This window comes from Nitrospiraceae bacterium (genome assembly GCA_020632595.1).
Classification (GTDB): Bacteria; Nitrospirota; Nitrospiria; order Nitrospirales; family UBA8639; genus Nitrospira_E.
In genome coordinates, this window is the sequence record JACKFF010000001.1 from 574,061 (window position 1) to 595,929 (window position 21,869).

Here is a 21,869-nt window from a genome sequence, read left to right on the forward strand (position 1 = left end):
TCTATCCTCGTCCGAGCGTGAAATTCACCTGGACGACCTCAGGCCGTGGTGGTTGGCCGTGAATGAGGATGTTCAGATCGCGCAACTCTTTCAACTTCGTCAACGTGGCCACATGAGACCTGAAGTTGCCGATGTTCGCCTGGACGGTGCCAAAAATCACATCGGGCCCCGGTTGGCCGACTTCATGCCAATCAATGATTTTGACACCCTTTAATTTTTTCTTAATCGTTCCCGCTGCCGGACTTAATTTTGCAGAACCACGTCCTGCCAACTTTACCTTTGCAGACGGGCGCTTCCTTGGAACAGCCATAGATACCTCCTTGTGTTGGTTGGTTCATGTCCAAAACATTGAAATGAACAGTAGCAGTTGTGAAACCTTACAACTTTTGAATTTAAACGGCAAGAATATCAGTGAATCAAATTATCGATCGCACATATTCACAAACGCGGTGCATCGCCATATCCATTTTCTTCAGGAGGTGATGGATGGAAATGTGTTGTCGGAATTACAATCACAAAAAACATACTCGCATCTTTTAAAGGACCAGGTCGGTCTGCAAGCCATCACCCTTGGCTTACGGCGGAATCATGACCGCATCGGTCGGATATGAAGACGGAATCTCCGGTGTGTCCTGTGTGGAACACACACTGCGCATCTGACATACAAACAACCCACGGCAATTCCAGCAGGAGAAAATACTGCACTGCGTGATCGCCCTACAGAGTAAGAAGATAAGGAGGAGAGACCGGTGGGAAATTAGGGGGTTAAGAGGCAAACATTCTCGGCGTATTCAAAGGACTTCTCGAATTCATTTTTTGCCTGTCGATAGTCTTCTTCGGCTTCAATTAATTCCTTCGTTTGCGCCGGGGCCTTCCAGGAGGCCTGGTTGCAGGCCACGGCTCGTCCCACGCTAAAGAGTCCACCTCGTGCACACACCGCTAAGTCCGCATAGGCTAAGCGCTCCCGGCTCCTGGCTGATTGTAATGCCCGTTGATAGGCACTGAGATTCTTTCGAGTCTTGATCACTTTTTCTACTGCAAGGCCACAGGAAGGAGAATACGGTTCACTGCCGGCAGGACACGTCCAGGCGAGGAGAAGCAGAAATATAAGACTGATACCATACAAGGATTTAACCATCACACCTTGATTCCCGATAGAGCGTTCACGACCTCGGCTGTGGTTATGGCTCACGCAGACAGATCTGCCTGGCCTGTTGAAATAATTCTTCAAACGTTTTTCTCTCCTGCCGGTATTGGTCTATCGCCGCCAAGGCGAAGATATCTGGTTTCGGGCTGTGCCATTGCGACTGAGAACAATAGACGGATTTGTCCCCACCACGCCGACTCCCGGCAACACAGGCCTCCGCTTCACCATAGGCGCCGGATTGATGGGCTCTTAACATTTCCATGGTCCGACGAAATGGAAGGAGCGCTTTCCTGGCTGTTTCAACCCTATCTAACACGATCTCACAGGATGGCGAATACGGTTCGGCGAACGTGGGAGTAGCAAACACGACCGCAAGACTGAGGATGGCGAGAGAAGAGAAAAGCTTCATCTTCAGTACCAATTAAGGACAACTCGAAGAAGGCTCATATTATCACTCCTGTGACAAAGAAGGACAATACCTGGGTAGAAGGCCGATGTTTAGCGGATGCCTTCATTGAAAAGTATGCGAGTCATTCCATATTCTTAAGCTGAATAATCGTCAACGCAGGTGCTCAACATGATGCATTCGCAACACAGCCCTCGCCTCATCTTGAGATGCTTTTGCATCAATTCTTTCCAAAATCTTCGACAAAACTGAGCATCTCTTTTCTCTCACCGGATATCATGTAATTGTAAACGGGATATGGCCCTTGTAGGGCATGCCCGTCTTACTGAACAGGTCAACATAGAACAAGGAGGAGGTCATGGAACTCTTCGGGATACTTTCTATTATTTTGGGGATTATTGGCATGATCGTGATGCTGAAGGGGAAGCGTCCTCAGGACCCTTCTTCCGACGATCCGGTTAAGATGTCGTAGATCAAATAAATACCTTGGAAAGGTGTGAGGGTTTGCACCTCTCCCTCGTCGGGATCAACAGCATGGTTGTCGTCGAACACCTGGATGCTTGAGACATACCAGCGTGGATGAGAACCAGGAAAAAGGAGTAATCAATGAGTACATTTATTTTAGGGTTGACTGTAAGCCTTGGCATCACGGCCGGTTATGTCTACCTTACGGCAATCGTAATGGGGGGCAGTGGCTGGATGTGAACATCCAGTCATACCCTTCCATTCAATAAATATGGCCAGCCCATTTCCGGTAACCACGGGCTGGCCACCACCCTTTTTATATTCCTTCTTACAGAAACAATAGGACTCTGTTCACAACTCCGGGTCGTGCTAAAAACCGTTCACGTCAATTCCGGTGGAGTAGAGGGAGACAATGTTATCCGGCTTTCGAGAAATGCGTGAGGCCGCATCAGCTTAAGGGCCATTCACAGCAGGCCTCCGACTCCTCCGCACCTCCTGTTTTCCAAGACCCGCGATCGTCCTGAATCAATCCATAGCTATCGCTCGGCAATATCCCCTCATGCCTTCCACCGCCCAGGAAATTCCGTTGAGCGTCATACTCAGTTCGTGAAGCCTCTACTCACTGGGACGGCAGGCATCTACGCTTTTATGACCAGCGCCGGATAGCGAGCCTGCACGGTGTACCAGTTCCATTGCCCGCCTCCCGTCTGTGTGAGGGCTCCCCAGACCTCTGCCGATGGCGGCACATTCCTAAGCACCAACGACACCGTCGTCTGGCCGCTCAAGGTGCGCGAGCCACTGTTGGCGACCGTGCCACCCCCGGCGAACCCGGATAGGTTGAACGTGGATGCCTGTCCAAAGACCTCAATCGAAAAGACCATGACGTATGTCGAGACGGCCGTAATCCCATAGGCTTTCGGCTCAAAGTGCATGGACACGGCGGGATCCCGATTGGGCGACTCCCGACGGTCGAATCCGGCATACGGCGTGGTCGCATCCACCTGGACGATGGTCGGTCTGATGAGCGTCAGATTTGTGCGGCCACGCCCGACGGTCCTGGCCGGGCTCAATGTCTCTATCGGAAATATAAACAGGCCGACATTGCGCCAGCCACTGACCGGTTCGAATAAGTCTTTGAGTTTCTTTAACGGCAGGTCTGAGGGAAATTTGGCGGGGTTCACCTTGCGTTTGTTGAATGGTTCAGGCTCGGTCGGCTTTGCAGGTTTCCTGGATGGTTTTTTGGATGATGGTTTCGTTGCCATGATGACTCTCTTTGTGGTGGGTAAAGTCTGTTCTCCTCCCATAACCTGACCGGGAGATGGCGCTACTCTACTCTTTCCGTCTTAAAAATCAACTCCCCCGCCAACGAGAGCAATCGTGTGTGAGATGGCTACGAACAGTTTAGGAAGCAGGAGTGCTGAATCTTGTATGGCTTACGATTTGTGCAGATGCTCTGACCTTGCCCGTACGGGAAGGAGGTCAGTCAACGGGAGGGTCTGAGTAGATGAAGGACTTCTTGTAGCATCACCTCGGGGTTTTCCATGCAATCATGACCCGCGCCAGGAATTTCCTTGATAGACACGAGGGTATTCCCTGCCTCTTGTGCAATGCGTTGTAATGCTTCGGCTTCCCACGCCTCGATGAGCGGATCATGTTCCCCCCGAAGCAGCAGCATGGGCAATGTGACGCGGCTGATCTGTTTGTAGGCCATGGCAGAATACGCCTCGGGTCCCATCATGTGCCACCATGTTTTATAGGTGAAGATTTCATCGTGCAATGGGCTCCGGCTTGGCCCTCGGGCTTGGTAGATCACCACCATTTCGTCATGCTCACTGTGAGAGGGATTCTCGCCGAGAATGGACTTGGCCTGCGCATATAATTCCTCATAGCTGGGAATACTTTCCCATTTGGCCAATCGCTTTCTCTGCGTATCGGGAATGGCATAATGCGTTCCCTCAAGAATGAGCCCTTTGACCTGGGGAACCTGGCGCTGCCCGGCCCAGTGCAGGACCATACTGGCACCGAGGCTATAGCCTAAGATGAAAATATGATGAAAACCTTCCTGAGTCAGAAAGTCCACTGCTGCGTCTATATCATGGATCGTCTCGTCGAAAATTCCTCTTCCATTTATTTGTCCGGCGAATGCCAGCCTGGTGTTAATGGAAAACGACGAAATATCCCGCTCCCGGAGTGCCTGAGGAAGAAGGCGAGGAGTTCCTCGTGCCAGGAAGTTCCCTAACAACCCATGCACTTCAATGACAATCGGTGTCTTGAGGATGTTCGTGTCAAGATCATCTTCTTTGAGGACCAGATGCCCACTCATCATAAAGCCATCGTGTGTTCGAAGCCGGAACAGTGTTTGGTGAGGGTGGATCATCGGATTCTTTGGGGGATAGATTTTCGGACAGTCCCGTAGAAGGCAACCATTATTCAAATCGTTTCTGAATCCATTTCACCACCCCTTGTCCGAGTTCCTCATGCTTTCCAGAAAGATCGTGCCCGGCTTCAAGGTGGAGTATGGTCACATCCGGGTTTCCTGCTGTTTTGGCCACATTTCCCAGTGCGTCACACTCCTGTTGGTCGATCATCTCATCATATTTCCCGTGAACCAACAGGACCGGCACCTTGATATCCCCTATATGTTGGTAGGCTTTGGGACCATCGGCTTCAGGTCCTGCCAAGGCCCACCAGGTTTTCAATGTATAGATTTCTGAATGCTCCGGTCGGAGTGTCGGACCATGTGCCCGTTTGACGACAATGGTTTCATCATCCGGTCGATCTTGACCGGGCTTTGGATAATAGAGTGCTTTGGCCTTTTCATAGACTTCCCGGTAGGAAGGTTGACTGCCAAATCGTGTCCATCGTTTCCGGATTGTGTCGGGCAAAGAATACGCTGTGGCAATGGCAATAATTCCTTGAATGTCAGGAGATGGGAATTGTTGCTGGTGCAATGCGCCATAGCGTATCGCCATGGCTCCTCCCAATCCATGCCCTGCAATAATAATTTTCTGAAAGCCCATCTCTCGAAGATACGTACAGGCAGCATGGATTTGAGGCATCGCATCGTCGAAAATACCAAATCCAAAAAATAGGCCCAGGTTGGCCATGATGGTATTTATGGAAATGGAGGAATACCCATACTTGGCCAGAATGTACGGAAGATCATGCTCGGTTTCATCCAGGAGATTTCCTAAGAGTCCATGGAGTCTCAAGAAGACCGGCTTGTTCCGGACATGTTCATCGTGTGTGACAAGATGATAATACAGCCCATCAATCTTGTGGTTTTGGAAAGGAATGGAAATGATGGTTCCAGACCAACTATCGACCTTCATGTTTCACCCCTTAAGACGGCGATGGCCGTGTCTATTGTATTTCACGTTACCAAAACCTGCATTCCCTGGCCATGACTTCCATCAAAAAACCGGATGGGACTTTTCGGGAAATCTCGGAAACGGATGTGTTGAGGATTGGAGGATGGGCTTTAACTGACATTGTGGCACAATTCCCAAAACACCACTTGCAGGAGAAACCCTGTTGTAGGATTGAAACGCATAGGCCGGAGTTGGAAGGACCGGGTGGCCGGATGGGTTCACTTAGAGGGAGTGTTGAATCATAAGGATGTTCAAGGGCAAATTTGCGCAGGATTAGATTACTCATCAAAGGTTCCGGGTCGGTTCAAAAAAGCATGCCCTGAGTCTTCCCGAAGGGTCCGTCCAGTCCTGTCCTGAGGCTTCTCGAAGGAAAGGTCGTAGCCGTTTTTACGCGCGGAGCGTACGCTGAGTTCGTGAGCACGGGAAAATGGCGAGAACGCCGCTGGCGGCTTTTTTCAACATACCCTTAGAGTCAATTCGAGTTGACTTTCCAGCTCCGGTTAGTAAGCTGACTATTGAAACATCCCTGAGTGCTGAATCCTGTATCGCTTCCCATTTGGGAAGAAGCACGTTACTTGCCCATACGGGTCAGCCGAAGGATCTGAGCAGATCAAAAACTTCTTGCACCATCGCCTCCGGTTTTACCATGCAGCCATATTCCGCATGAAGAATTTCCTCTAAAGGCACGAATGGAAACGAGAATCCACAACGAAAAATACCTGGTATTTCCGATTCACACATCACGTGCTCTTTGGATTCGCCGGCGGTGTCCTGAAGGTTTGTGCGCGGGAGTGATGATCGCCGGGCTACCGGCTTCTCATAGAATTTGATTCTTCACGGAGAACAGGTAGAACAGGTCCTCACTCAGAATATGAAGATTCTGCTGATTAGCGATTACAGCGTACCGAGAGGCGGCAACGAAATTGTCACGCTGGCACTGCGAGACGGTTTGCGGGCACGCGGCCACGACGTTCGCCTATTTTCCAGCCGCGCGCATACCAATGGGGGCAGCGTTCTGGCCGACTACCACTGTTTTGGGACAGCCTCCCCCTTGCGCGCGGCGCTTTGGTGCGGCAACCTGTCGGCCTTCTTCAGTCTGCGTCGCGCATTGGCAGAATTTAAACCCGACGTCGTGCATGTGCGGTTATTTCTTTCTCAATTGTCGCCATTAATTCTGCCCTTGTTGCGCGACATTCCTGCCATCTATCACGACGGGTGGTACCGAACAGGTTGTCCGATTGGATCGAGAGTCTTGCCCGATGGAAGAGGATGCAATGAACCGGCCGGCTCCGTCTGCTATCAACACGGTTGTGTGCCCCTCGTTGCCTGGCCCCTCCTGATGACACAACTTCGCCTGTGGCGCTACTGGCAAGGCGTATTTGATGTGATCGTCGCGAACAGCCGATCGGTTGCAAGATGGCTGGAAGTATCCGGCACCACTCCCGTTGAGGTGATCCACAATGGCGTGGTGACCCGTGTACGGCGGCCGCCGCTGGAGGATCCGCCGACCATCGCGTTCTCGGGTCGCTTGGCACATGAGAAGGGAGTGGATATCCTGCTGGATGCGTTCAAGCTCGTCATTCAGTCCCTGCCACAAACGCAGCTCATCATTGCTGGGGAGGGCCCGGAGAGTCGCCGATTGCGGAAGATGGCAAAACAGCTTGGCGCCAAAATCGACTTTCTCGGACACCAGCCACGCGAGACAATCGAACGCCGTTTCGATGCCGCCTGGGTACAAGTCGTGCCGTCGCGCGGCGCGGAGGCATTTGGAAACGCAGCGGCTGAAGCGATGATGCGAGGCACGGCGGTCGTCGTAAGCGGAAGCGGCGGCTTCACTGAGTATGTGAAGCATGAGCATACAGGACTCCTCGTGCCTCCCGAAGACCCTGCAACCCTTGGCAGAGCGCTACTAAAAATTGTCAGCAATCGGGATTACGCCGAATCTCTCGGACTCGCCGCCCGTCGCTTCGCACTCAAGGCGTTCGACCAGAACCTATTTCTCGATCGTTTCGTGGCCATCTATGAACAGCTGACCAGAAAGCGACCCACACAATCGAAAATCCGTCCCCGCCATTAATATGCGGTGGCGTTCCCGTTGGCCAGGACCGGTGCGATCGCATCGGCACAATCGGCAATACAAACCGGTCGGCGTGCACTGGCCGACTGAGTCACCGCAAGGGCCACCCGGGTTGCCTCCCGACCATCGACAAAACTCGCACCTGCCGGTTTTCCGCTTTTAATAGCGTTCAGAAAGCCAATCCACTGATCCCGGTAAGCGTGAGCATAATATCCCCCTAGAGAAATCGCTCGTGCCGCACGGAGCAACCGACCGGGCACCGACTGTGCCTTCGGCCATATTTTTTTTAACCCCTTATACCCCGCCGGATCAAAGACCAGTCCGTCTAGTGCATAGCCCGAGATCCGCAACCTGCCGGCGGACCCATAGATGTCAATCTCCAGATTATCAACCGTGCCCTGGCAAAACCCCGCGGTCGCCACAATGCTGTTCCGCAAACGCGCGGTCACAACCGCCGTGACATCATCATGTTCGGCGGAGCGGCTCATGACCTGTACCTCATCAACCTCACTCCCGGTGAGAAAACGCCAGAGGTCATAGTAGTGAACGCCCGATTCGATGAGCACGCCACCACCTGCCTGTCTGCGTGTACGCCAGGCTGGCAGGTTCGCACGCCGTCGAATACCACTGGTAAAGACCGTGCGGATCAATTCGACCGTGCCAAGCCGTCCATTGGCGATCCACGCATGCGCCTCACGAACCAGTCGATGCCAACGAAGGTGGAACCCGACCGAAGTCATCACAGGCGAGGATTCCGCCGCCTGCACCAAACGGGCGCATTGCTCCAGCGAGAGGGCCATCGGCTTCTCCATGAACACGTGCTTGTTGGCTGCCATGGCTGCCAACCCGATGACTTCATGCAGTTCCGGTGGAACGCAGATGGCAACGGCATCGACCGCTGGATCGTGTAATAGATCCCGGTAGTCGTGGTATCGGGCAGGAATGGCGTAGCGATCGGCGACTACAGTAAGAGCTTCGCGCGTTGTGCCGGCGATAGCCGTCACCCGGGCACCCGGCAGACGTCTCAGCACAGGAAGGTGAAGCCGTGATGCAACACCAGAGTACCCGATCATACCTATCCCGATAGACATACTGCCTTCCTGTCGAGATCGTCCGTTATTCCCAATCCTTCGGCTGACGACGGTCGCGTTAGTATTTTGGGGATTGCTGCTGTTACCATGAATGCTTTCTTCAATACGAGTATTCTATCCCTCTTGTGATCTATGGGACGTTACGCATGAACCGGCAACGTGAACACGGACCACTCGTCGTCCTCGCATTGGACGCCGGCGACGCCGGGTTGATCGAGCAATGGGCTAATGATGGGCACTTGCCAACTATTAAGGGATTGCTTGACGATGGGGTGCAAAGCCGACTCACTGGCCCCGAGCTCATCAGCGAAAACGGGATCTGGGTCTCCCTGTTCTCCGGCCTGTCGCGGGCCCAACACGGATATTACTACTGGCGTCCGCTCAAACCCGGCACCTATGAGCTGGAACTCTCCAACCAGCGGGTCGACAGCGCAGTGCCGTTCTGGGGACACTTGACCCATACAGAAATGCGGATTGCCGTCGTCGATGTGCCGGAAACGCATTGTACAGCAGGTGTGCCAGGCGTACAGGTAGCCAACTGGGCACCACACAACGCACGCTTCGCCGGGTATTCGGTCCCGGCGTCGCTGTTCGCTGATCTGAAGACCAGATTCGGATCGCCCCTCGGTGTGGAAGAACAAGTCGGAAGCACGTTCGATGAGGATGTCCAAATCTATAAGGGCCTGTTGAAGCAGATCGAACAGAAAGCGGCTATCTGTCATCATCTGCTGTCCCGTGATCGATTTGATCTGGTCGTCCTCGGGTTCCACGAATCACACATTGCCGGTCATCAATTCTGGAAGTATTCCGATCGATCCAGCGTGCCTATGAACAGTGGAGGTCGACTGACGCATGCGACGCGTGATGTCTATCAAGCCATCGACAGGGTATTCGGTGACCTGCTTGAACAATTACCCAAGAATAGCACGGTCGTCGTCGTGTCGAACATGGGGTTACAAGAGGACTACCCCAACCTCGAACTGACGCAGGCTTTCTGCCGCCAACTCGGCTACCACCGGATGCACCAGCATTCGAACTCATGGCCCGGCATTCCTCGACTAGCCCGGCGCATCATACCGCAATCCTGGCAACAAGCCATCAGCTCCATGCTGCCAGACGCCTTTCATGGCCGAATGCTGTCCCGGGAATGGCTCGGGGGGACTGACTGGTCAGCAACGACTGTGTTCCCGATCCCGGCCTATTTTCTCGGATTCCTGCGCGTCAATCTTCGCGGTCGGGAGCCGCAGGGCATCGTCGAGCCAGGGCAGGAGTATCGACAACTGTTGGAGCGAATCGAAGCGGACCTGAAGCGTCTGATCGATCCGGAAACCGCCAGGCCTGCAATCGGGTATATTGCCCGCACAGTCGATCACTACAATACCGGTCCGCATGAATCCCTGCCGGATATTTTCTTCGACTGGGCACCCACACCCTACCCGAAACGGCGCATCGAACACCCACGTACGATCCTCGAACAAAAAGACATGTTCTTTAATCGGGATACGCGGCACAACCTCTGTGGATTTTTCGCAGCCGCTGGACCAGGCATTACCCGCCAGGGACGGGTTCTCAAGTTGTCCGTGCTTGATGTCGCACCGACCTGTCTGCACCTGATGGGCCAGATGGTTCCCGAGTCTATGCAGGGCACCGTTGCTTCGGACATACTCGCCTAAATGCCTGCCGCCTTCCGGCTTGGAAGAAAAGAGTCAGCACCCTCGCCATACTTCCGATCCTTTCATCAATGGGAGTAGGACCGTTTCCATGATCGGTGGTCGTCAGCATCGGTACATCAGACGGGCTGCAGGCCATTGGTGACATCAACTTCCATCGGAAAGGGTTTTCCAACCCCACGCATAAATTCTCAGACGGAACAATCCCTTTCGCTAAACCAATTCGGTGCCGTGCATGCGCGCGAACAGTTCCCAATCAAAGGGCTTTGGTGCCACGGCATGCAGAGGAATGGGCTGAATATTACCGGGGTCGCGGTAGGCTAACATGCAGCCGATGACCTGTTCCGGTTGTTCGATCAACCGCCGGATGGCTTCGTAGGCAAAGAGTTGAGCCATGGTTTTGTCGGCGGGAGTCGGGAAGGCTCCTCGCAAAGTATGGCCAAGAATGGTGGCCTTGGTCGCCACCGAAAGAGGGTAGTGCCCCGATCGGGTTTGCAAATGCGTCCATTGGGAAATTCTACTCCCGAAATAATCCACCAGGCCATGGACTCCCCCGTCAGGATGGTACTGGTGCGGGGTGCGTTCGGCCACGATAATAATATGGCTTTTGTTCCGGACGCCCAACGTCTGTTTCAGTGTGCCCAGAACCACTTCCTCGATATAGGCATTCGGATCAGGATGTTCATTGACCAACAGGCCTTCAGCGCGTGCCTGGTACGCACACATGAGCGCCAGGTGACCGGATCCTGCCCCCATGACCTCCACAAAAAACACACTGCCCATGGCCGCGCTCGTGGCTTTCAGCGACTCGATGGATTGGTTGGCCAGGGCAACGGCCGAGTGAACCCCGAGTGAAGTGGTCCCGGCGATATTGTCGTCAATTGAACCGGGAATCCCCACAACCTGGATGCCGAACCGTTCATAAATGGCGCGAGCCCCACGCATGCTGCCGTCGCCTCCCATCACGATGAGCGCCCCATCCTTCATGAATGGCTTGAGATGATGAATGGCGGCCAGTTGGACCTCCTCATCTTTAAAATCTTCAAACCGGCTGCTGCCGATCGGGCTGCTGGCATGATTGCTCATGCCTCGTGTGTCCTGTTCGGTCACCAACTCAATCCAATTATTTGCCAACCCCAGAAATCCGTGTTGTACGAAATAGACTTCCAGGCCTAATCGATTCCCGGTCACCCGGAGTTCCTTCAATGCCGCACCCGCTCCGGCAAAATCCCCACCGGAGACCAGGGCGACAATTCGCCGAATTTGACGTGGCTTCAGCGTCACCTTCTCCCGGCGGCTCTGTTCCACGGTCATCCAGGCCTCGCGGACGGCCCGTTCCCGCTCTGAAAGACCGACGGCCGTGGAGTAGCCCGATAATTGCCCATGCTCATAGGTAAGGAGGACGACGTTGTCCTGTCCTTCCTTATAGGCTCCAAATTCGGAAAAGGCTTCACTGAACGGCCGCGGGTCGAGAAAAATCAAGAGTGCTCGCAGCGTTGAACTGTGCGTATAGAGACACAACACTTTTCCCTGGTGACTCTGGCCTAATTGATGAAACCCATCGACCAACTCCACATACAGTTCAAAGAAGGAGTGGCCTCCCGGATAACTGTACAGCGGATGCTTAATCAGACGCTGGGCCGTCTTCGTGTCGACCCCAAAGGCTTTGGCGGCTTCTTCAATTTCAATCGTTTTCTCAATACCGGTGGCCCATCCAAAGTCTTGTGATTCCAACGCCCATTCCGTGACGGGCTCGGTGGACCCGGCTGTCTCGGGAGACAGAATGGAGACGACCCGTTCAAATAGCTGTCGGGTATTGGGGCTCTGACTCACCATGTGGACAAACGATTTCGCATCCAGGTAATTATCGAGCTGAAGGAAATCCAGTTGTTTTCCGACCAGGCCTAAGGTGCGGACCAGGGCGGTTCCGATGGCGTCAGCCTTGGGAATGCCCCGCTCGGCGTCAAGGACATTCTTCAACCGTCGCCCCACCCGGAACTTCTTACTATCCATCTGAGAGACGCCGTGCCGCATCGTGAAAAACAGTGTGCGGGCACTTAAATCCCTCGGCATCAACCAATAGCGGTCATCGCCGATATCAAGGACAATCCGACCCTCAGCCAGATTGGGCGTCATATGCTCGCGCGGAACGATTGCCACGGGTCGACGGCGAATGGGTTTATTTGTGGCCCCGATTGGGGACCGGAATAACGGAGAAAGCTCGCCCTGAGCAAGCAGTTGATTCCATGCAGCGAAAAACACCAACTCATCTCCACCGCAGGCCTGCTGAATCAGCGCCTGCCTCGCCTCTCTATAAGCCGCAGCATTGGCAAACCCTTTTTGGGCATCCCGGACAAACAGTCGTAGGGCGGCCATGGCCTCCAACACCCGTTGCGGACGATCTTCCAAGGAAGCTAACGGGGGATGAGGCTCTGCTCCCTCCACCGGCGGTCGGCTCGCAATGGCCTCGCCATAGGTTAGCAGACCATTAATTGTGACAAATTCCAAAGTCTCGGCGTCCGCTTTCATCTATTCACCTCTTCCAATCCTTCAGCGATTCTTGATCTGCTATGAATCCACCTAACCCTAATTTTATCCCACCTGATCGACAACACAAGTCCTGGCCATGAACCTCTAATCGGTCTCCTCCCGACGCGAGCATTCTCTGCATAAGGGTCTCACGATTCGTGGGAAAGGGCCACTTGGTTCACGCACCAGGTGTAGAGGACCCACACCGATCGCCCCTGATCGGGGAACGACCCTGCTAGAGTTTAATACAAAAGTGGGCTACACTTCATGAGAACCCACAGGGAGGTGGGATATCGTCCGCACCAAACAGCACTCCAGCAACACGGGTACCTCTAATTCTATCAATTTCAAACAGGAGTTGAGCGCCTCCGCATCTCCTTGGACGCCTGCGTCTGATGCCGCTCCCACAGGAAGCACCCCTGCCATGGGGTCCAACTGACGAATTGGAAGATGATGGGATTGTTTTCACAATTGACGTTTATTGACAACTGATAGGGACACCTTCATGCAAAAGACCAAAATCATCTGCACGATCGGACCGGTGACCGAATCGTATGAGATGCTGCGCAAAATGTATGACGCCGGCATGAACATCGTGCGGTTGAATATGTCCCATGGCACCCACGAATCCCATGCCAAAGTGATCAAACACATTAAGACGCTCAATACCAAAGTCCCCTTTCCTATTCCGATTCTTTTAGATACCCAAGGCCCGGAAATCCGGACAGGAGATTTATCGATTGATCTCAATCTCAAGGAAGGCACGATCGTTTCGATTTCTGCGCGTGGGCCGATGGATGTGGAGGAAAGCTCTATTCACATCAACTATGCCGACTTAATGGAATCCGTGAATGTCGGCGATAAGATTACCGTGGACAATGGGTTGATCAATTTTGAGGTCCTTGAAAAACAGGATCGCCTCATGCAGTGCCGGGTTCTTGATGGGGGGGTCTTAAAAAGCAAACGCCATGTCAATTTACCGGGGATCCGCGTCAACCTCCCTGCGATTACGCAAAAGGACGAAAAGGATATTGCCTTCGGTTTAGCCGCCGATGTGGATTTCATTGCTCTGTCCTTTGTTCGGGAAGCGAAGGATATCCAACAATTGAAACAGTTGATGGGACATAAAGTAGGGAGGGTGAAAATTATTGCCAAGATTGAAGATCAGGAAGGGGTTCGCAATCTGGAGGATATCATCCGGGAATCGGATGGCATTATGGTGGCTCGCGGAGATTTAGGGGCAGAAATCAACCTGGAGGATCTGCCGAATGTGCAGCGCAGAATTGTGCGACTCTGCGCGGAATCCGGCAAACGCGTGATTGTGGCAACCCATCTCCTGGAATCGATGATCCATAATCCCATCCCCACGCGAGCCGAGGTCACTGATGTGGCCAATGCCATCTATGAGGAGGTGGACGGGGTAATGCTATCCGGAGAAACCACGGTCGGAAAATATCCGCTGAAATGCATCGAGTATTTGCGAAAAATCTCCATCAAAACCGAAGCCATTCCAGGTTTGCAGTTTGCGAAACAGTTAAGGCTGACAACCGACAAACAACAATTAGCCACCGCTGCCGTCCAGCTCGCGGAAGGATTACGCGCCAAAGGGATTGTCGTGATCACCCGACGTGGGATCATGGCGGATTTGGTCTCGAATTGTCGTCCATTTTCCACGAACATTTATGCGTTCACGAACGGGAGTCAATCCCGTCGAACGATGACGCTCAACCGAGGCGTTTATCCCTTTCGGATTGACTTCAGTTCAGACCCCGAGAAGACGTTACAAACCGCCTTTCGGATTTTGAAAACCCGTGAACATTTCCAGATAGGAGACAAGGTCGTGATTATCTCGGACGTGTTGGCTCAAGAGCGGGTCGATGGGATTCAAATCCGGACCATTCCCTAAAGCAGGCCATCTGCGCCTAAAGCAGGCCATCTGCGCAGCCCAGGCAACCCTCAGGAATATCGATTCAGGCGGTGCCCTTTCCCGACATGTTCCTGGTGGGAAGGCTTCAAAGAAAAGCCGATATTTTTTCTGAACCGGGCCGGGGAGAGAAGCTAGATTCTTCTGATAGCCAGCAGAATCATGGAGATAAGCCAGGCGAAAAAGACGATATTGATGAAAAATCCTTCCATGGTATTCTTATCGGCCTATCAGCTCCTAAAGTTAAGTTTTTTCTTGTTCTCTGAGATTCTTGCTTCATTTTGCACTCATTTTCGCCACCTTACCCCAAAAATTCATGAGGGCCCTGACCGATCACCACACAAGAGATGTCCTGTGGTTTTGGAGAAATTGTTCCATCTCAATGGAAAAGGGTGTGGAAGCACCCCATCAGGCTGGCACAAACTAGGGGGTCGGTGAAGACAGGGTCTTTTTCCTGAAAGGCTGAACCGGAAGGGACACGATACGATCTAGAAGCATATCCGCAAGCTGCCGTTTCGGCATTCGCGGGATGTGATGGGGGGCAGCACCCGGCGTGAGCACATACACCTCATTGGTATCATTTCCAAAAGCAGACTGCTCGCCGCCAACGTGATTCACAATCAGCATATCCAGATGCTTGCCGGCAAGCTTGGCCTGTCCATGCTCAATAAGATGATCTGTTTCAGCCGCAAAGCCGATCAGGCGCTGATGTGTACGCTGGGCAGAGAGTGCCATTAAAATATCCGGCGTTCGTTCCAAATCCAATCCTTCGCCCTGCCAGTGGTCTTTTTTTACTTTCTGTGCATGCGCCTGTTTGGGGCGGAAATCTCCTACCGCCGCCGTCATCAAGAGCGTGGTCGCCCATTCAAATCGTGCCGTGAGCGCCTGTAACATGTCTTCGGCGGTGACCACCGGAATCACGGTCACGTTCTTCGGAGCCATTAATTGGACGGGCCCCGTTACTAAGACAACCTCCGCCCCACGTGCGGCGGCTGCCTCGGCCAAGGCAAATCCCATTTTTCCTGATGACCCGTTACTGATAAATCGCACAGGATCAATGGGTTCCCGGGTCGGTCCTGCCGATATCAAGACACGCTCCGCCTGCCAATCTGTTCGGCGATGCAACAGGTCAACGGCGGTCGCCATAATGGTTTCCTCCGCAGCTAAACGCCCCTGTCCCCATTCTCCGGAGGCCAGGGCCCCGACTTCCGGCTCGACCAGGACAATCCCTCGATGACGGAGGGTCTGCGCATGGGCTTGAACCGCAGGATGTGCCCACATTTCGCCATCCATCGCCGGACAAATCATGACAGGACATTGAACAGTAAGCGAAAGGGTGCCGAGCAAATTGTCGGCTAACCCCAGAGCCATTTTGGCTAACGTATTGGCCGTACAGGGAGCCACGACCAACAAATCGGCTTGTTCCGTTAAGGACAAGTGCTTCATGTCCTGATGGCCGGCAAAGACATCACTCGCCACCGGATTCTGCGACAGCACTTCAAATGTCAGAGGGGCGATAAACCGGGTGGCTGAATCCGTCATGACCACATGCACGCTGGCACCGGCTTGCGTCAACAGACGCAAGAGCCCGACCGCCTTATAGGCCGCAATACTTCCCGTCACCCCCAGGATAATCCGCTTGCCTGCTAACCCGGTGCTCATCTTCTGCATTTTTTCACGAAACGATTTCAGCTATGCTTCTTCAGGTTCGACCACCGTGCCAAGATGTTGAGCCGTGTCATCAATATATACACTCAATTCTTTTTTGATCTCTTGGGCGTTTTCATCCGGCTGTGCGTAAAGAGCCGGATCAATGGGACGTTCATTAGCCCGTTTGGCAATTTTAATGGCCTCTTTGGCTTCCTGGCCGATTAAATATGGAACCTGTCCGTTGAGCACTTCTTCCAAGGCTCGTGAGGTGTCTTTCGAAAACTTACTGGCTAGATACGGCTCTCCACCCCGAACCAATTGTTTGGCCCGTTGGGCGGCAATCAGCACAATCCGATACCGCGAATCAAATTCTTTTTGGTGATGTTGGGGTAATAACGATAATGCATCCATTGACTATCCTCTTTCCTTTCTGTGAAAAACACACGTTCAGGGTCATTAGTCTACACAAAACAATCCCATCAATGCAGCAATTATCGAAACACATGCGCGGCATCGATATGGGTGGTTCGAACACGTTCAGCCACAATGACGGATTGGAGTTCCTCAATGGCCTGTTCCAAGGTTTCATTGCGAATTGTATATTGGTATTCCGAATAACTCCGCATCTCGTCCTGGGATTTCTGAAACCGGCGCTCCTGCTCGTCCGTTGTATCCGTCGCTCGTTCGACCAGACGGGTCCGAAGCACCTCTAATGAAGGAGGCAGAATAAACACGGTCACGGCTTTTTGCAGCGTTTTCATGACCTGTCGCGCACCCTGGACATCGATATCCAACAGGATATCCGTATTCGAACCGGACTTCTGCTCCAATTCCTTCCAGGGTGTTCCGTATAATCGTCCATAAACTTCGGCATATTCCGCAAACGCGTTCTCGGATATTTTTGTGCGAAACTCCGTTTCCGAAATAAACTTGTATTCCTTGCCATCTGTTTCGCCTGACCGGGGCTTTCGCGTGGTGTACGAAACCGAAAGGCGAATGTCGGGAATCGTCTTCAAAATATGCCGGCAGAGCGTTGACTTCCCCACTCCAGAAGGACCTGATACAACAAATAACAATTTTTTTCCCGTGACTCCCACCATTCCTCCGACGTTATAGCCTAGATTGATTATTCAATATTTTGGACCTGTTCACGGATTTTTTCCAATTCACTCTTCAACTCCACAACCTGCCCGGAGATCTCGGAGTCGCTCGCCTTTGATCCAATAGTATTGACTTCCCTTCCCATTTCTTGGAGGAGAAAATCAAGTCGCTTGCCCACCGGGCCTTTGGATTTGAGTGTGGAACGAAATTGTGTCACGTGACTTTGCAAGCGGGTTAATTCTTCCGTCACGTCTGATCGTTCTGCCAACATGGCTATTTCTTGAGCAATTCGATCGTCGTTTACCCGCTCCCCCTCTAATAACTTGGCGACTCGCGCTTTCAAACGATCCGCGGACACCTGCAGTGCAGAAGGAATGCGTTGCTGAACAACATGAAGCCGCTCCTCGACTATTTGAACCCGCTGCAAGAGATCTTTTTGTAAGGCAGAGCCTTCTTTCCTGCGCATTTTTTCTAAATCGGTCAAGGCACGCTGGACTAACCCCTCAACGACCTTCGGTACATCCTTGATGGCCAGGGGTTCTTCACTTGTGGAAAATAGATCCCGAAACCCTGCCACCACGTTCACATCCACCGTTCCACTCAGCTTGAATTCCCGTTGTAATTCCCGTAACCCTTGAATATACCGCTTCGCCATGGCGCGATCTAATTGAACTATCTTCGTCGCTCCCGACCCTCCACCATTCATGGTCACAGTTAACTCAATGCGACCACGCTCGCAGGTCCGCCTGACTTGCTCTTTCAGTTCCAGCTCCATATGAGACAGCACCTTGGGCAGACGCACCATCAGCTCGCAAAACCGATGATTCACAGATCGCACTTCAACCCCCACCATGGTTCCCTGACAAAGCGATTCTCGTTTTCCAAAACCGGTCATACTTTTCATGTTGGCTTTCGTTTTCCTTCCCATCCACAGTCTGAATCGAGCACACAATGAGCACACTTTGGCGTTCTGGCCAAACACACATATCGCCCATGAAGCAGGAGGCGTTGTGCCCCGTTCGTCCATTGCGATTTGGGTATGAGGCGTTGAAGATCCTCTTCAATTTTTGTCGGGTCCTGGCTCCTTGTCAATCCGAGGCGATTGGCTACCCGCTTCACATGAGTATCGACCACAACGGCAGGCTCTCCCACAGAGCTACCCAAAATAACATTGGCTGTTTTTCGTCCCACGCCGGGCAGAGTAGTTAAATCCTTCATTGTTCCGGGGACCATTCCGTCAAAACGCTGCACCAAAGCTTGGCCACAGCCAATGAGATGACGCGCTTTATTTTTGTAAAATCCCGTTGTTCGAATAAGCGCTTCTAATTCGGCTGGATCCGCATTGGCATAATCCTGTGCCGTGCGATAGCGGGCAAACAGGTTCGGAGTCACCTGGTTGACTCTCTGGTCTGTGCATTGGGCCGAAAGAATGGTGGCCACTAACAATTCAAGCCGGTTGGAGGAATCTAATTCTACTCTCACGTCAGGAACGGATTGATCCAAGGCGGCAAGGATCCGACGCACCCGCCTTTTCGCTTCTACCGGCGACTCCATCGGAGGTCGTGCTGTTCTGGGACGACTCATCGGTGACGCAAGACCCCTCATGGAAAGGTCTCGGCTGGATCCGGAAAAGTATAGAGAGGCATTTCCTGACACTTCCCTGTCCTGCCACCTTCTGCATGAAGGCCACGGAGCAGGGATATGAGTTCCTCCTGAATCATAAGAAGTGACGCATCTTGTAACGCCGATCCCCCCATTCCTGCATATCGCTGACAGAGGAGTTGCACATCTTCTTCCCTCATCAGATCGGCTTTATTAAAAAAACGCAGGCATGGAATGTTTTCAAGCCCCAATTCCTTCAATATATTGTCTACCGCAATAATATGCTGTCCAGGATCGGGGACATGGGCATCTATCACGTGGAGCAACACATCGGCCTCCTGCAATTCCAGCAAGGTGGTCTGAAATGCCGCCATGAGGTCTTTTGGCAAATCCCGGATGAATCCTACGGTATCTGTCAGAATGACGTCGCCTATTCCAGGTAAATACCAGCGGCGATTGACCGTATCAAGTGTCTCAAAAACACGATCCTTTACAGAGACTTGGCTCTTTGTCAACGCATTTAACAGAGTCGACTTCCCCACATTGGTATAGCCAATAATGGAAATGATCGGAAGGCCTCGCTTCATGCGCATTTTTCGTTGTTCCTGACGACCATGTGCCATAGACTCCAAGTCCCGTTCCAATCGTTGAATGCGCTCGCGGGCTCGACGTCGATCCGTTTCCAACTTGGTTTCTCCAGGCCCTCGTGTACCAATTCCTCCTGCTAACCGGGAAAGAGCCGTACTGGATTGGGCAAGTCGTGGGAGCAGATACCGCAACTGGGCCAGTTCAACTTGAATTTTTCCAATGGAGGAATGGGCCCGCTGTGCAAAAATATCGAGAATCACCTGTGAGCGGTCCAAGACCCGCATGTCCGTGATTTCCGAAATACCCCGTACCTGAGCCGGTGTTAAATCTTGATCAAAAATCAAAGTATCGGCACCGGATTGGAGCGCTCGAATCGCCAATTCTTTCATCTTTCCCGAACCAACGACAAACTTCGGATGAATCACCCCCAACCGTTGAGTGATGCACCCTAACACTTCCACGTTCTGGGCCCGTACCAATTCTTGTAATTCCTGGAGACGACCTTCTTCCGAAGCGGCATTTCCCGTGCTGACACTAACCAGAAGCGCCCTCCCCTCCCGAACACCTTCGCGTAACCCTGGATTCGAGCGAACAATTTCCTGCTCCAATGATTGAATAAATTGCTGGCAATCCAACTGAAACGAGTGAAAAGCACAAGGGGGGAACTCCACCGTAGTTCGTCCCTGAATGGGGTTCGAAAGGATGTGCGCCATATAGACATCCCGAAGGCTCCCATCTTTTCCCACACCGAGCGCCACAATTAAATCCAATCGAAGAAGAGCCAGATCGGTCAGATCATCCTGGGTCAGGGGTTGATTATTGAGGTGGGTATGAACTAAACGAACCCCTCGCAATAACCGCAGGCCTGACCGGGTCCGCGAAAGATGGGGAATAACCAATTCGTGGTGGTCACCGATTAAAACCGATTCAATTTGGCCCTGTCGATTGACCAAAAGCCCGATTTGCCGTCTCGTCTCATAGGTGAGTTCGGCACATTCCCGAGCCACCTCCGGAGTCACAACCTTTTCGGGCGGGATCCGTCGACGATAGAGACGCTCCATTCGGCTAATGTGATTAGCCTTTAACCCATGAAGATTACCGAGAACAACAGGAATGATTCTTCTCCTTTTGCGATATCAACTGAGTCCTTGAGAAGGAAGTCCAGCCATCGCCAACCCATCCAATTTACATTGCAACGTAGAGACCGCATCCACATCCCATGCTGCTCTCTCCTTGCGCTTAAGTTTTTCCAACCCCGCAGCTGCAATCATGGCACCATTGTCCGTGCAGAGCGCGCGCGAAGGTAGCGTCACATGCAACCCCAATGGGCGAGCATGCTCCTCAAGGCTCAGGCGAAGGCGGGAGTTTGCAGCCACTCCTCCCACGACAGAGATTCCTTTCACATCATAGTGACGGGCCGCGCGACAAAGCTTCTCCACCAACACATCCACAATAGCCTCCTGGTAACTGGCCGCGATATCAGCGACGGGCAATGGAGCATTCCCCTTTTGTTGCTCATCCCGCACGAAATATCGAAGCGCGGTTTTCAGCCCACTGAAACTGAAATTAAAATTTTGGCTTTGAAGAGTTGGGCGGGGGAATGAGACATATTGTGCATTCCCCTGTTGGGCAAGCCGGTCAATGGCCGGACCGCCAGGATAAGGAAGCCCGAGCATTTTGGCGCCCTTATCAAACGCTTCTCCCGCTGCATCATCCATCGTCCATCCAATGAACTGATAATCTCCACGATGAGGAACCAATGCCAGGTGGGTATGCCCACCAGACGCAATCAAGACCATGGCCGGGGTTGGAAAATTGGGATTCGATAACCATGCGGACGCCAAATGCCCCTCCAAATGATTGACTGTCACCAAGGGAATTTTGGTGGCAAAAGCCAGAGCTTTGGCAAAATTTACACCAACGAGTAAGGCCCCGACCAATCCTGGACGATTGGTGACCGCTATCCCGGTTAATTGGGAAAGGGAAACATTGGCCAGACCCAAGGCTTCCCTTGTCAAAAGCTCCAGACACTCTATATGACGACGCGAAGCCAATTCCGGGACCACTCCCCCGTAACGGGCATGCACTTCAATTTGAGAATCTAAAATATTTGAAAGGATGTGACCTTCGCCATCCAACACAGCTACAGCTGTTTCATCACATGAAGTTTCAATTCCTAAAATCACGGAAGATTCCTTTTCAGCACCAAAATTCATTTGGCAAAAAACAACAAAACCCCCAGGACTGG

General features: G+C 52.5%; 20 protein-coding genes. 5 read left to right on the plus strand and 15 right to left on the minus strand.

Going from position 1 to position 21,869, the window contains the following annotated elements; translation table 11 throughout:
- Position 1 precedes the first annotated feature (1 nt).
- Positions 2-310: a hypothetical protein gene (locus tag H6750_02525; GenBank protein MCB9773187.1), complete on the minus strand. Its 309-nt coding sequence runs from the start codon at positions 308-310 to the stop codon at positions 2-4.
- 43 nt (positions 311-353) lie between these two features.
- Here H6750_02525 and H6750_02530 point away from each other — a divergent pair, with 43 nt between their 5' ends.
- On the plus strand, positions 354-611 hold the full coding sequence (locus H6750_02530; protein ID MCB9773188.1) for a hypothetical protein: 258 nt from the start codon (positions 354-356) through the stop codon (positions 609-611).
- Between the two features lie 146 nt (positions 612-757).
- On the opposite strand, the gene H6750_02535 is transcribed toward H6750_02530, so the two are convergent.
- From H6750_02535 to H6750_02555, 5 genes are all read right to left on the minus strand, one after another.
- A complete protein-coding gene (locus tag H6750_02535) occupies positions 758-1,141 on the minus strand; it encodes a hypothetical protein (GenBank protein MCB9773189.1) in 384 nt (127 codons plus the stop codon).
- 40 nt (positions 1,142-1,181) lie between these two features.
- Entirely contained in the window at positions 1,182-1,556 is a 375-nt protein-coding gene (locus H6750_02540; GenBank protein MCB9773190.1) for a hypothetical protein, read from the minus strand.
- 1,100 nt (positions 1,557-2,656) lie between these two features.
- Positions 2,657-3,280: a hypothetical protein gene (locus H6750_02545; protein MCB9773191.1), complete on the minus strand. Its 624-nt coding sequence runs from the start codon at positions 3,278-3,280 to the stop codon at positions 2,657-2,659.
- Between the two features lie 221 nt (positions 3,281-3,501).
- The gene (locus H6750_02550; GenBank protein MCB9773192.1) at positions 3,502-4,395 is read right to left on the minus strand and encodes an alpha/beta fold hydrolase; all 894 of its coding nucleotides are present in this window, start codon (positions 4,393-4,395) and stop codon (positions 3,502-3,504) included.
- 49 nt (positions 4,396-4,444) lie between these two features.
- Positions 4,445-5,350: an alpha/beta hydrolase gene (locus H6750_02555; GenBank protein MCB9773193.1), complete on the minus strand. Its 906-nt coding sequence runs from the start codon at positions 5,348-5,350 to the stop codon at positions 4,445-4,447.
- A 910-nt stretch (positions 5,351-6,260) separates the two neighbouring features.
- On the opposite strand from H6750_02555, the gene H6750_02560 reads away from it, so the two are divergent.
- Positions 6,261-7,466 (plus strand): glycosyltransferase family 4 protein, encoded by a 1,206-nt coding sequence (locus tag H6750_02560; GenBank protein MCB9773194.1) that lies wholly within the window; start codon positions 6,261-6,263, stop codon positions 7,464-7,466.
- On the opposite strand, the gene H6750_02565 is transcribed toward H6750_02560, so the two are convergent.
- Positions 7,463-8,557 (minus strand): Gfo/Idh/MocA family oxidoreductase, encoded by a 1,095-nt coding sequence (locus H6750_02565; protein ID MCB9773195.1) that lies wholly within the window; start codon positions 8,555-8,557, stop codon positions 7,463-7,465. The genes H6750_02560 and H6750_02565 overlap by 4 nt on opposite strands.
- A gap of 146 nt (positions 8,558-8,703) precedes the next feature.
- Here H6750_02565 and H6750_02570 point away from each other — a divergent pair, with 146 nt between their 5' ends.
- Positions 8,704-10,230, plus strand: coding sequence for an alkaline phosphatase family protein (locus H6750_02570; GenBank protein ID MCB9773196.1), 1,527 nt, complete (start codon positions 8,704-8,706; stop codon positions 10,228-10,230).
- A gap of 210 nt (positions 10,231-10,440) precedes the next feature.
- Here H6750_02570 and H6750_02575 read toward each other — a convergent pair whose 3' ends face one another.
- On the minus strand, positions 10,441-12,756 hold the full coding sequence (locus H6750_02575; protein MCB9773197.1) for a 6-phosphofructokinase: 2,316 nt from the start codon (positions 12,754-12,756) through the stop codon (positions 10,441-10,443).
- Between the two features lie 505 nt (positions 12,757-13,261).
- Between H6750_02575 and pyk the strand changes: the two genes are divergently transcribed.
- Together pyk and H6750_02585 are read left to right on the plus strand one after the other, a co-directional pair.
- Complete coding sequence (gene pyk, locus H6750_02580) at positions 13,262-14,662, plus strand: pyruvate kinase (GenBank protein ID MCB9773198.1); 1,401 nt, start codon at positions 13,262-13,264, stop codon at positions 14,660-14,662.
- Positions 14,663-14,748: 86 nt separating this feature from the next.
- Positions 14,749-14,946: a hypothetical protein gene (locus H6750_02585; GenBank protein ID MCB9773199.1), complete on the plus strand. Its 198-nt coding sequence runs from the start codon at positions 14,749-14,751 to the stop codon at positions 14,944-14,946.
- A 157-nt stretch (positions 14,947-15,103) separates the two neighbouring features.
- Here the strand turns inward: H6750_02585 and coaBC are convergent, their stop codons facing one another.
- From coaBC to tsaD, 7 genes are all read right to left on the minus strand, one after another.
- Complete coding sequence (gene coaBC, locus H6750_02590; protein MCB9773200.1) at positions 15,104-16,351, minus strand: bifunctional phosphopantothenoylcysteine decarboxylase/phosphopantothenate--cysteine ligase CoaBC; 1,248 nt, start codon at positions 16,349-16,351, stop codon at positions 15,104-15,106.
- A 21-nt stretch (positions 16,352-16,372) separates the two neighbouring features.
- On the minus strand, positions 16,373-16,741 hold the full coding sequence (gene rpoZ / locus H6750_02595; protein MCB9773201.1) for a DNA-directed RNA polymerase subunit omega: 369 nt from the start codon (positions 16,739-16,741) through the stop codon (positions 16,373-16,375).
- Positions 16,742-16,821: 80 nt separating this feature from the next.
- Positions 16,822-17,430 (minus strand): guanylate kinase, encoded by a 609-nt coding sequence (gmk, locus tag H6750_02600; protein MCB9773202.1) that lies wholly within the window; start codon positions 17,428-17,430, stop codon positions 16,822-16,824.
- Positions 17,431-17,456: 26 nt separating this feature from the next.
- On the minus strand, positions 17,457-18,335 hold the full coding sequence (locus H6750_02605) for a YicC family protein (GenBank protein MCB9773203.1): 879 nt from the start codon (positions 18,333-18,335) through the stop codon (positions 17,457-17,459).
- Positions 18,332-18,985: an endonuclease III gene (nth, locus tag H6750_02610; protein ID MCB9773204.1), complete on the minus strand. Its 654-nt coding sequence runs from the start codon at positions 18,983-18,985 to the stop codon at positions 18,332-18,334. The genes H6750_02605 and nth overlap by 4 nt, the downstream gene beginning before the upstream one ends.
- Positions 18,986-19,032: 47 nt before the next feature.
- Positions 19,033-20,682: a GTPase HflX gene (gene hflX / locus H6750_02615; GenBank protein MCB9773205.1), complete on the minus strand. Its 1,650-nt coding sequence runs from the start codon at positions 20,680-20,682 to the stop codon at positions 19,033-19,035.
- Between the two features lie 75 nt (positions 20,683-20,757).
- Entirely contained in the window at positions 20,758-21,837 is a 1,080-nt protein-coding gene (gene tsaD / locus H6750_02620) for a tRNA (adenosine(37)-N6)-threonylcarbamoyltransferase complex transferase subunit TsaD (GenBank protein ID MCB9773206.1), read from the minus strand.
- Between the last annotated feature and the right edge of the window lie 32 nt (positions 21,838-21,869).

Coding starts and splice junctions, on each gene's coding strand:
- coaBC (MCB9773200.1), bottom strand. CDS start 16,351: ATGCAGAAGATGAGCACCGGGTTAGCAGGCAAGCGGATTATCCTGGGG.
- hflX (MCB9773205.1), bottom strand. CDS start 20,682: ATGGAGCGTCTCTATCGTCGACGGATCCCGCCCGAAAAGGTTGTGACT.
- gmk (MCB9773202.1), bottom strand. CDS start 17,430: ATGGTGGGAGTCACGGGAAAAAAATTGTTATTTGTTGTATCAGGTCCT.
- H6750_02560 (MCB9773194.1), top strand. CDS start 6,261: ATGAAGATTCTGCTGATTAGCGATTACAGCGTACCGAGAGGCGGCAAC.
- H6750_02575 (MCB9773197.1), bottom strand. CDS start 12,756: ATGAAAGCGGACGCCGAGACTTTGGAATTTGTCACAATTAATGGTCTG.
- H6750_02540 (MCB9773190.1), bottom strand. CDS start 1,556: ATGAAGCTTTTCTCTTCTCTCGCCATCCTCAGTCTTGCGGTCGTGTTT.
- H6750_02605 (MCB9773203.1), bottom strand. CDS start 18,335: ATGAAAAGTATGACCGGTTTTGGAAAACGAGAATCGCTTTGTCAGGGA.
- nth (MCB9773204.1), bottom strand. CDS start 18,985: ATGGAGTCGCCGGTAGAAGCGAAAAGGCGGGTGCGTCGGATCCTTGCC.
- H6750_02565 (MCB9773195.1), bottom strand. CDS start 8,557: ATGTCTATCGGGATAGGTATGATCGGGTACTCTGGTGTTGCATCACGG.
- H6750_02555 (MCB9773193.1), bottom strand. CDS start 5,350: ATGAAGGTCGATAGTTGGTCTGGAACCATCATTTCCATTCCTTTCCAA.
- H6750_02585 (MCB9773199.1), top strand. CDS start 14,749: ATGTTCCTGGTGGGAAGGCTTCAAAGAAAAGCCGATATTTTTTCTGAA.
- pyk (MCB9773198.1), top strand. CDS start 13,262: ATGCAAAAGACCAAAATCATCTGCACGATCGGACCGGTGACCGAATCG.
- H6750_02530 (MCB9773188.1), top strand. CDS start 354: ATGAACAGTAGCAGTTGTGAAACCTTACAACTTTTGAATTTAAACGGC.
- H6750_02545 (MCB9773191.1), bottom strand. CDS start 3,280: ATGGCAACGAAACCATCATCCAAAAAACCATCCAGGAAACCTGCAAAG.
- tsaD (MCB9773206.1), bottom strand. CDS start 21,837: ATGAATTTTGGTGCTGAAAAGGAATCTTCCGTGATTTTAGGAATTGAA.
- rpoZ (MCB9773201.1), bottom strand. CDS start 16,741: ATGGATGCATTATCGTTATTACCCCAACATCACCAAAAAGAATTTGAT.
- H6750_02550 (MCB9773192.1), bottom strand. CDS start 4,395: ATGATCCACCCTCACCAAACACTGTTCCGGCTTCGAACACACGATGGC.
- H6750_02570 (MCB9773196.1), top strand. CDS start 8,704: ATGAACCGGCAACGTGAACACGGACCACTCGTCGTCCTCGCATTGGAC.
- H6750_02525 (MCB9773187.1), bottom strand. CDS start 310: ATGGCTGTTCCAAGGAAGCGCCCGTCTGCAAAGGTAAAGTTGGCAGGA.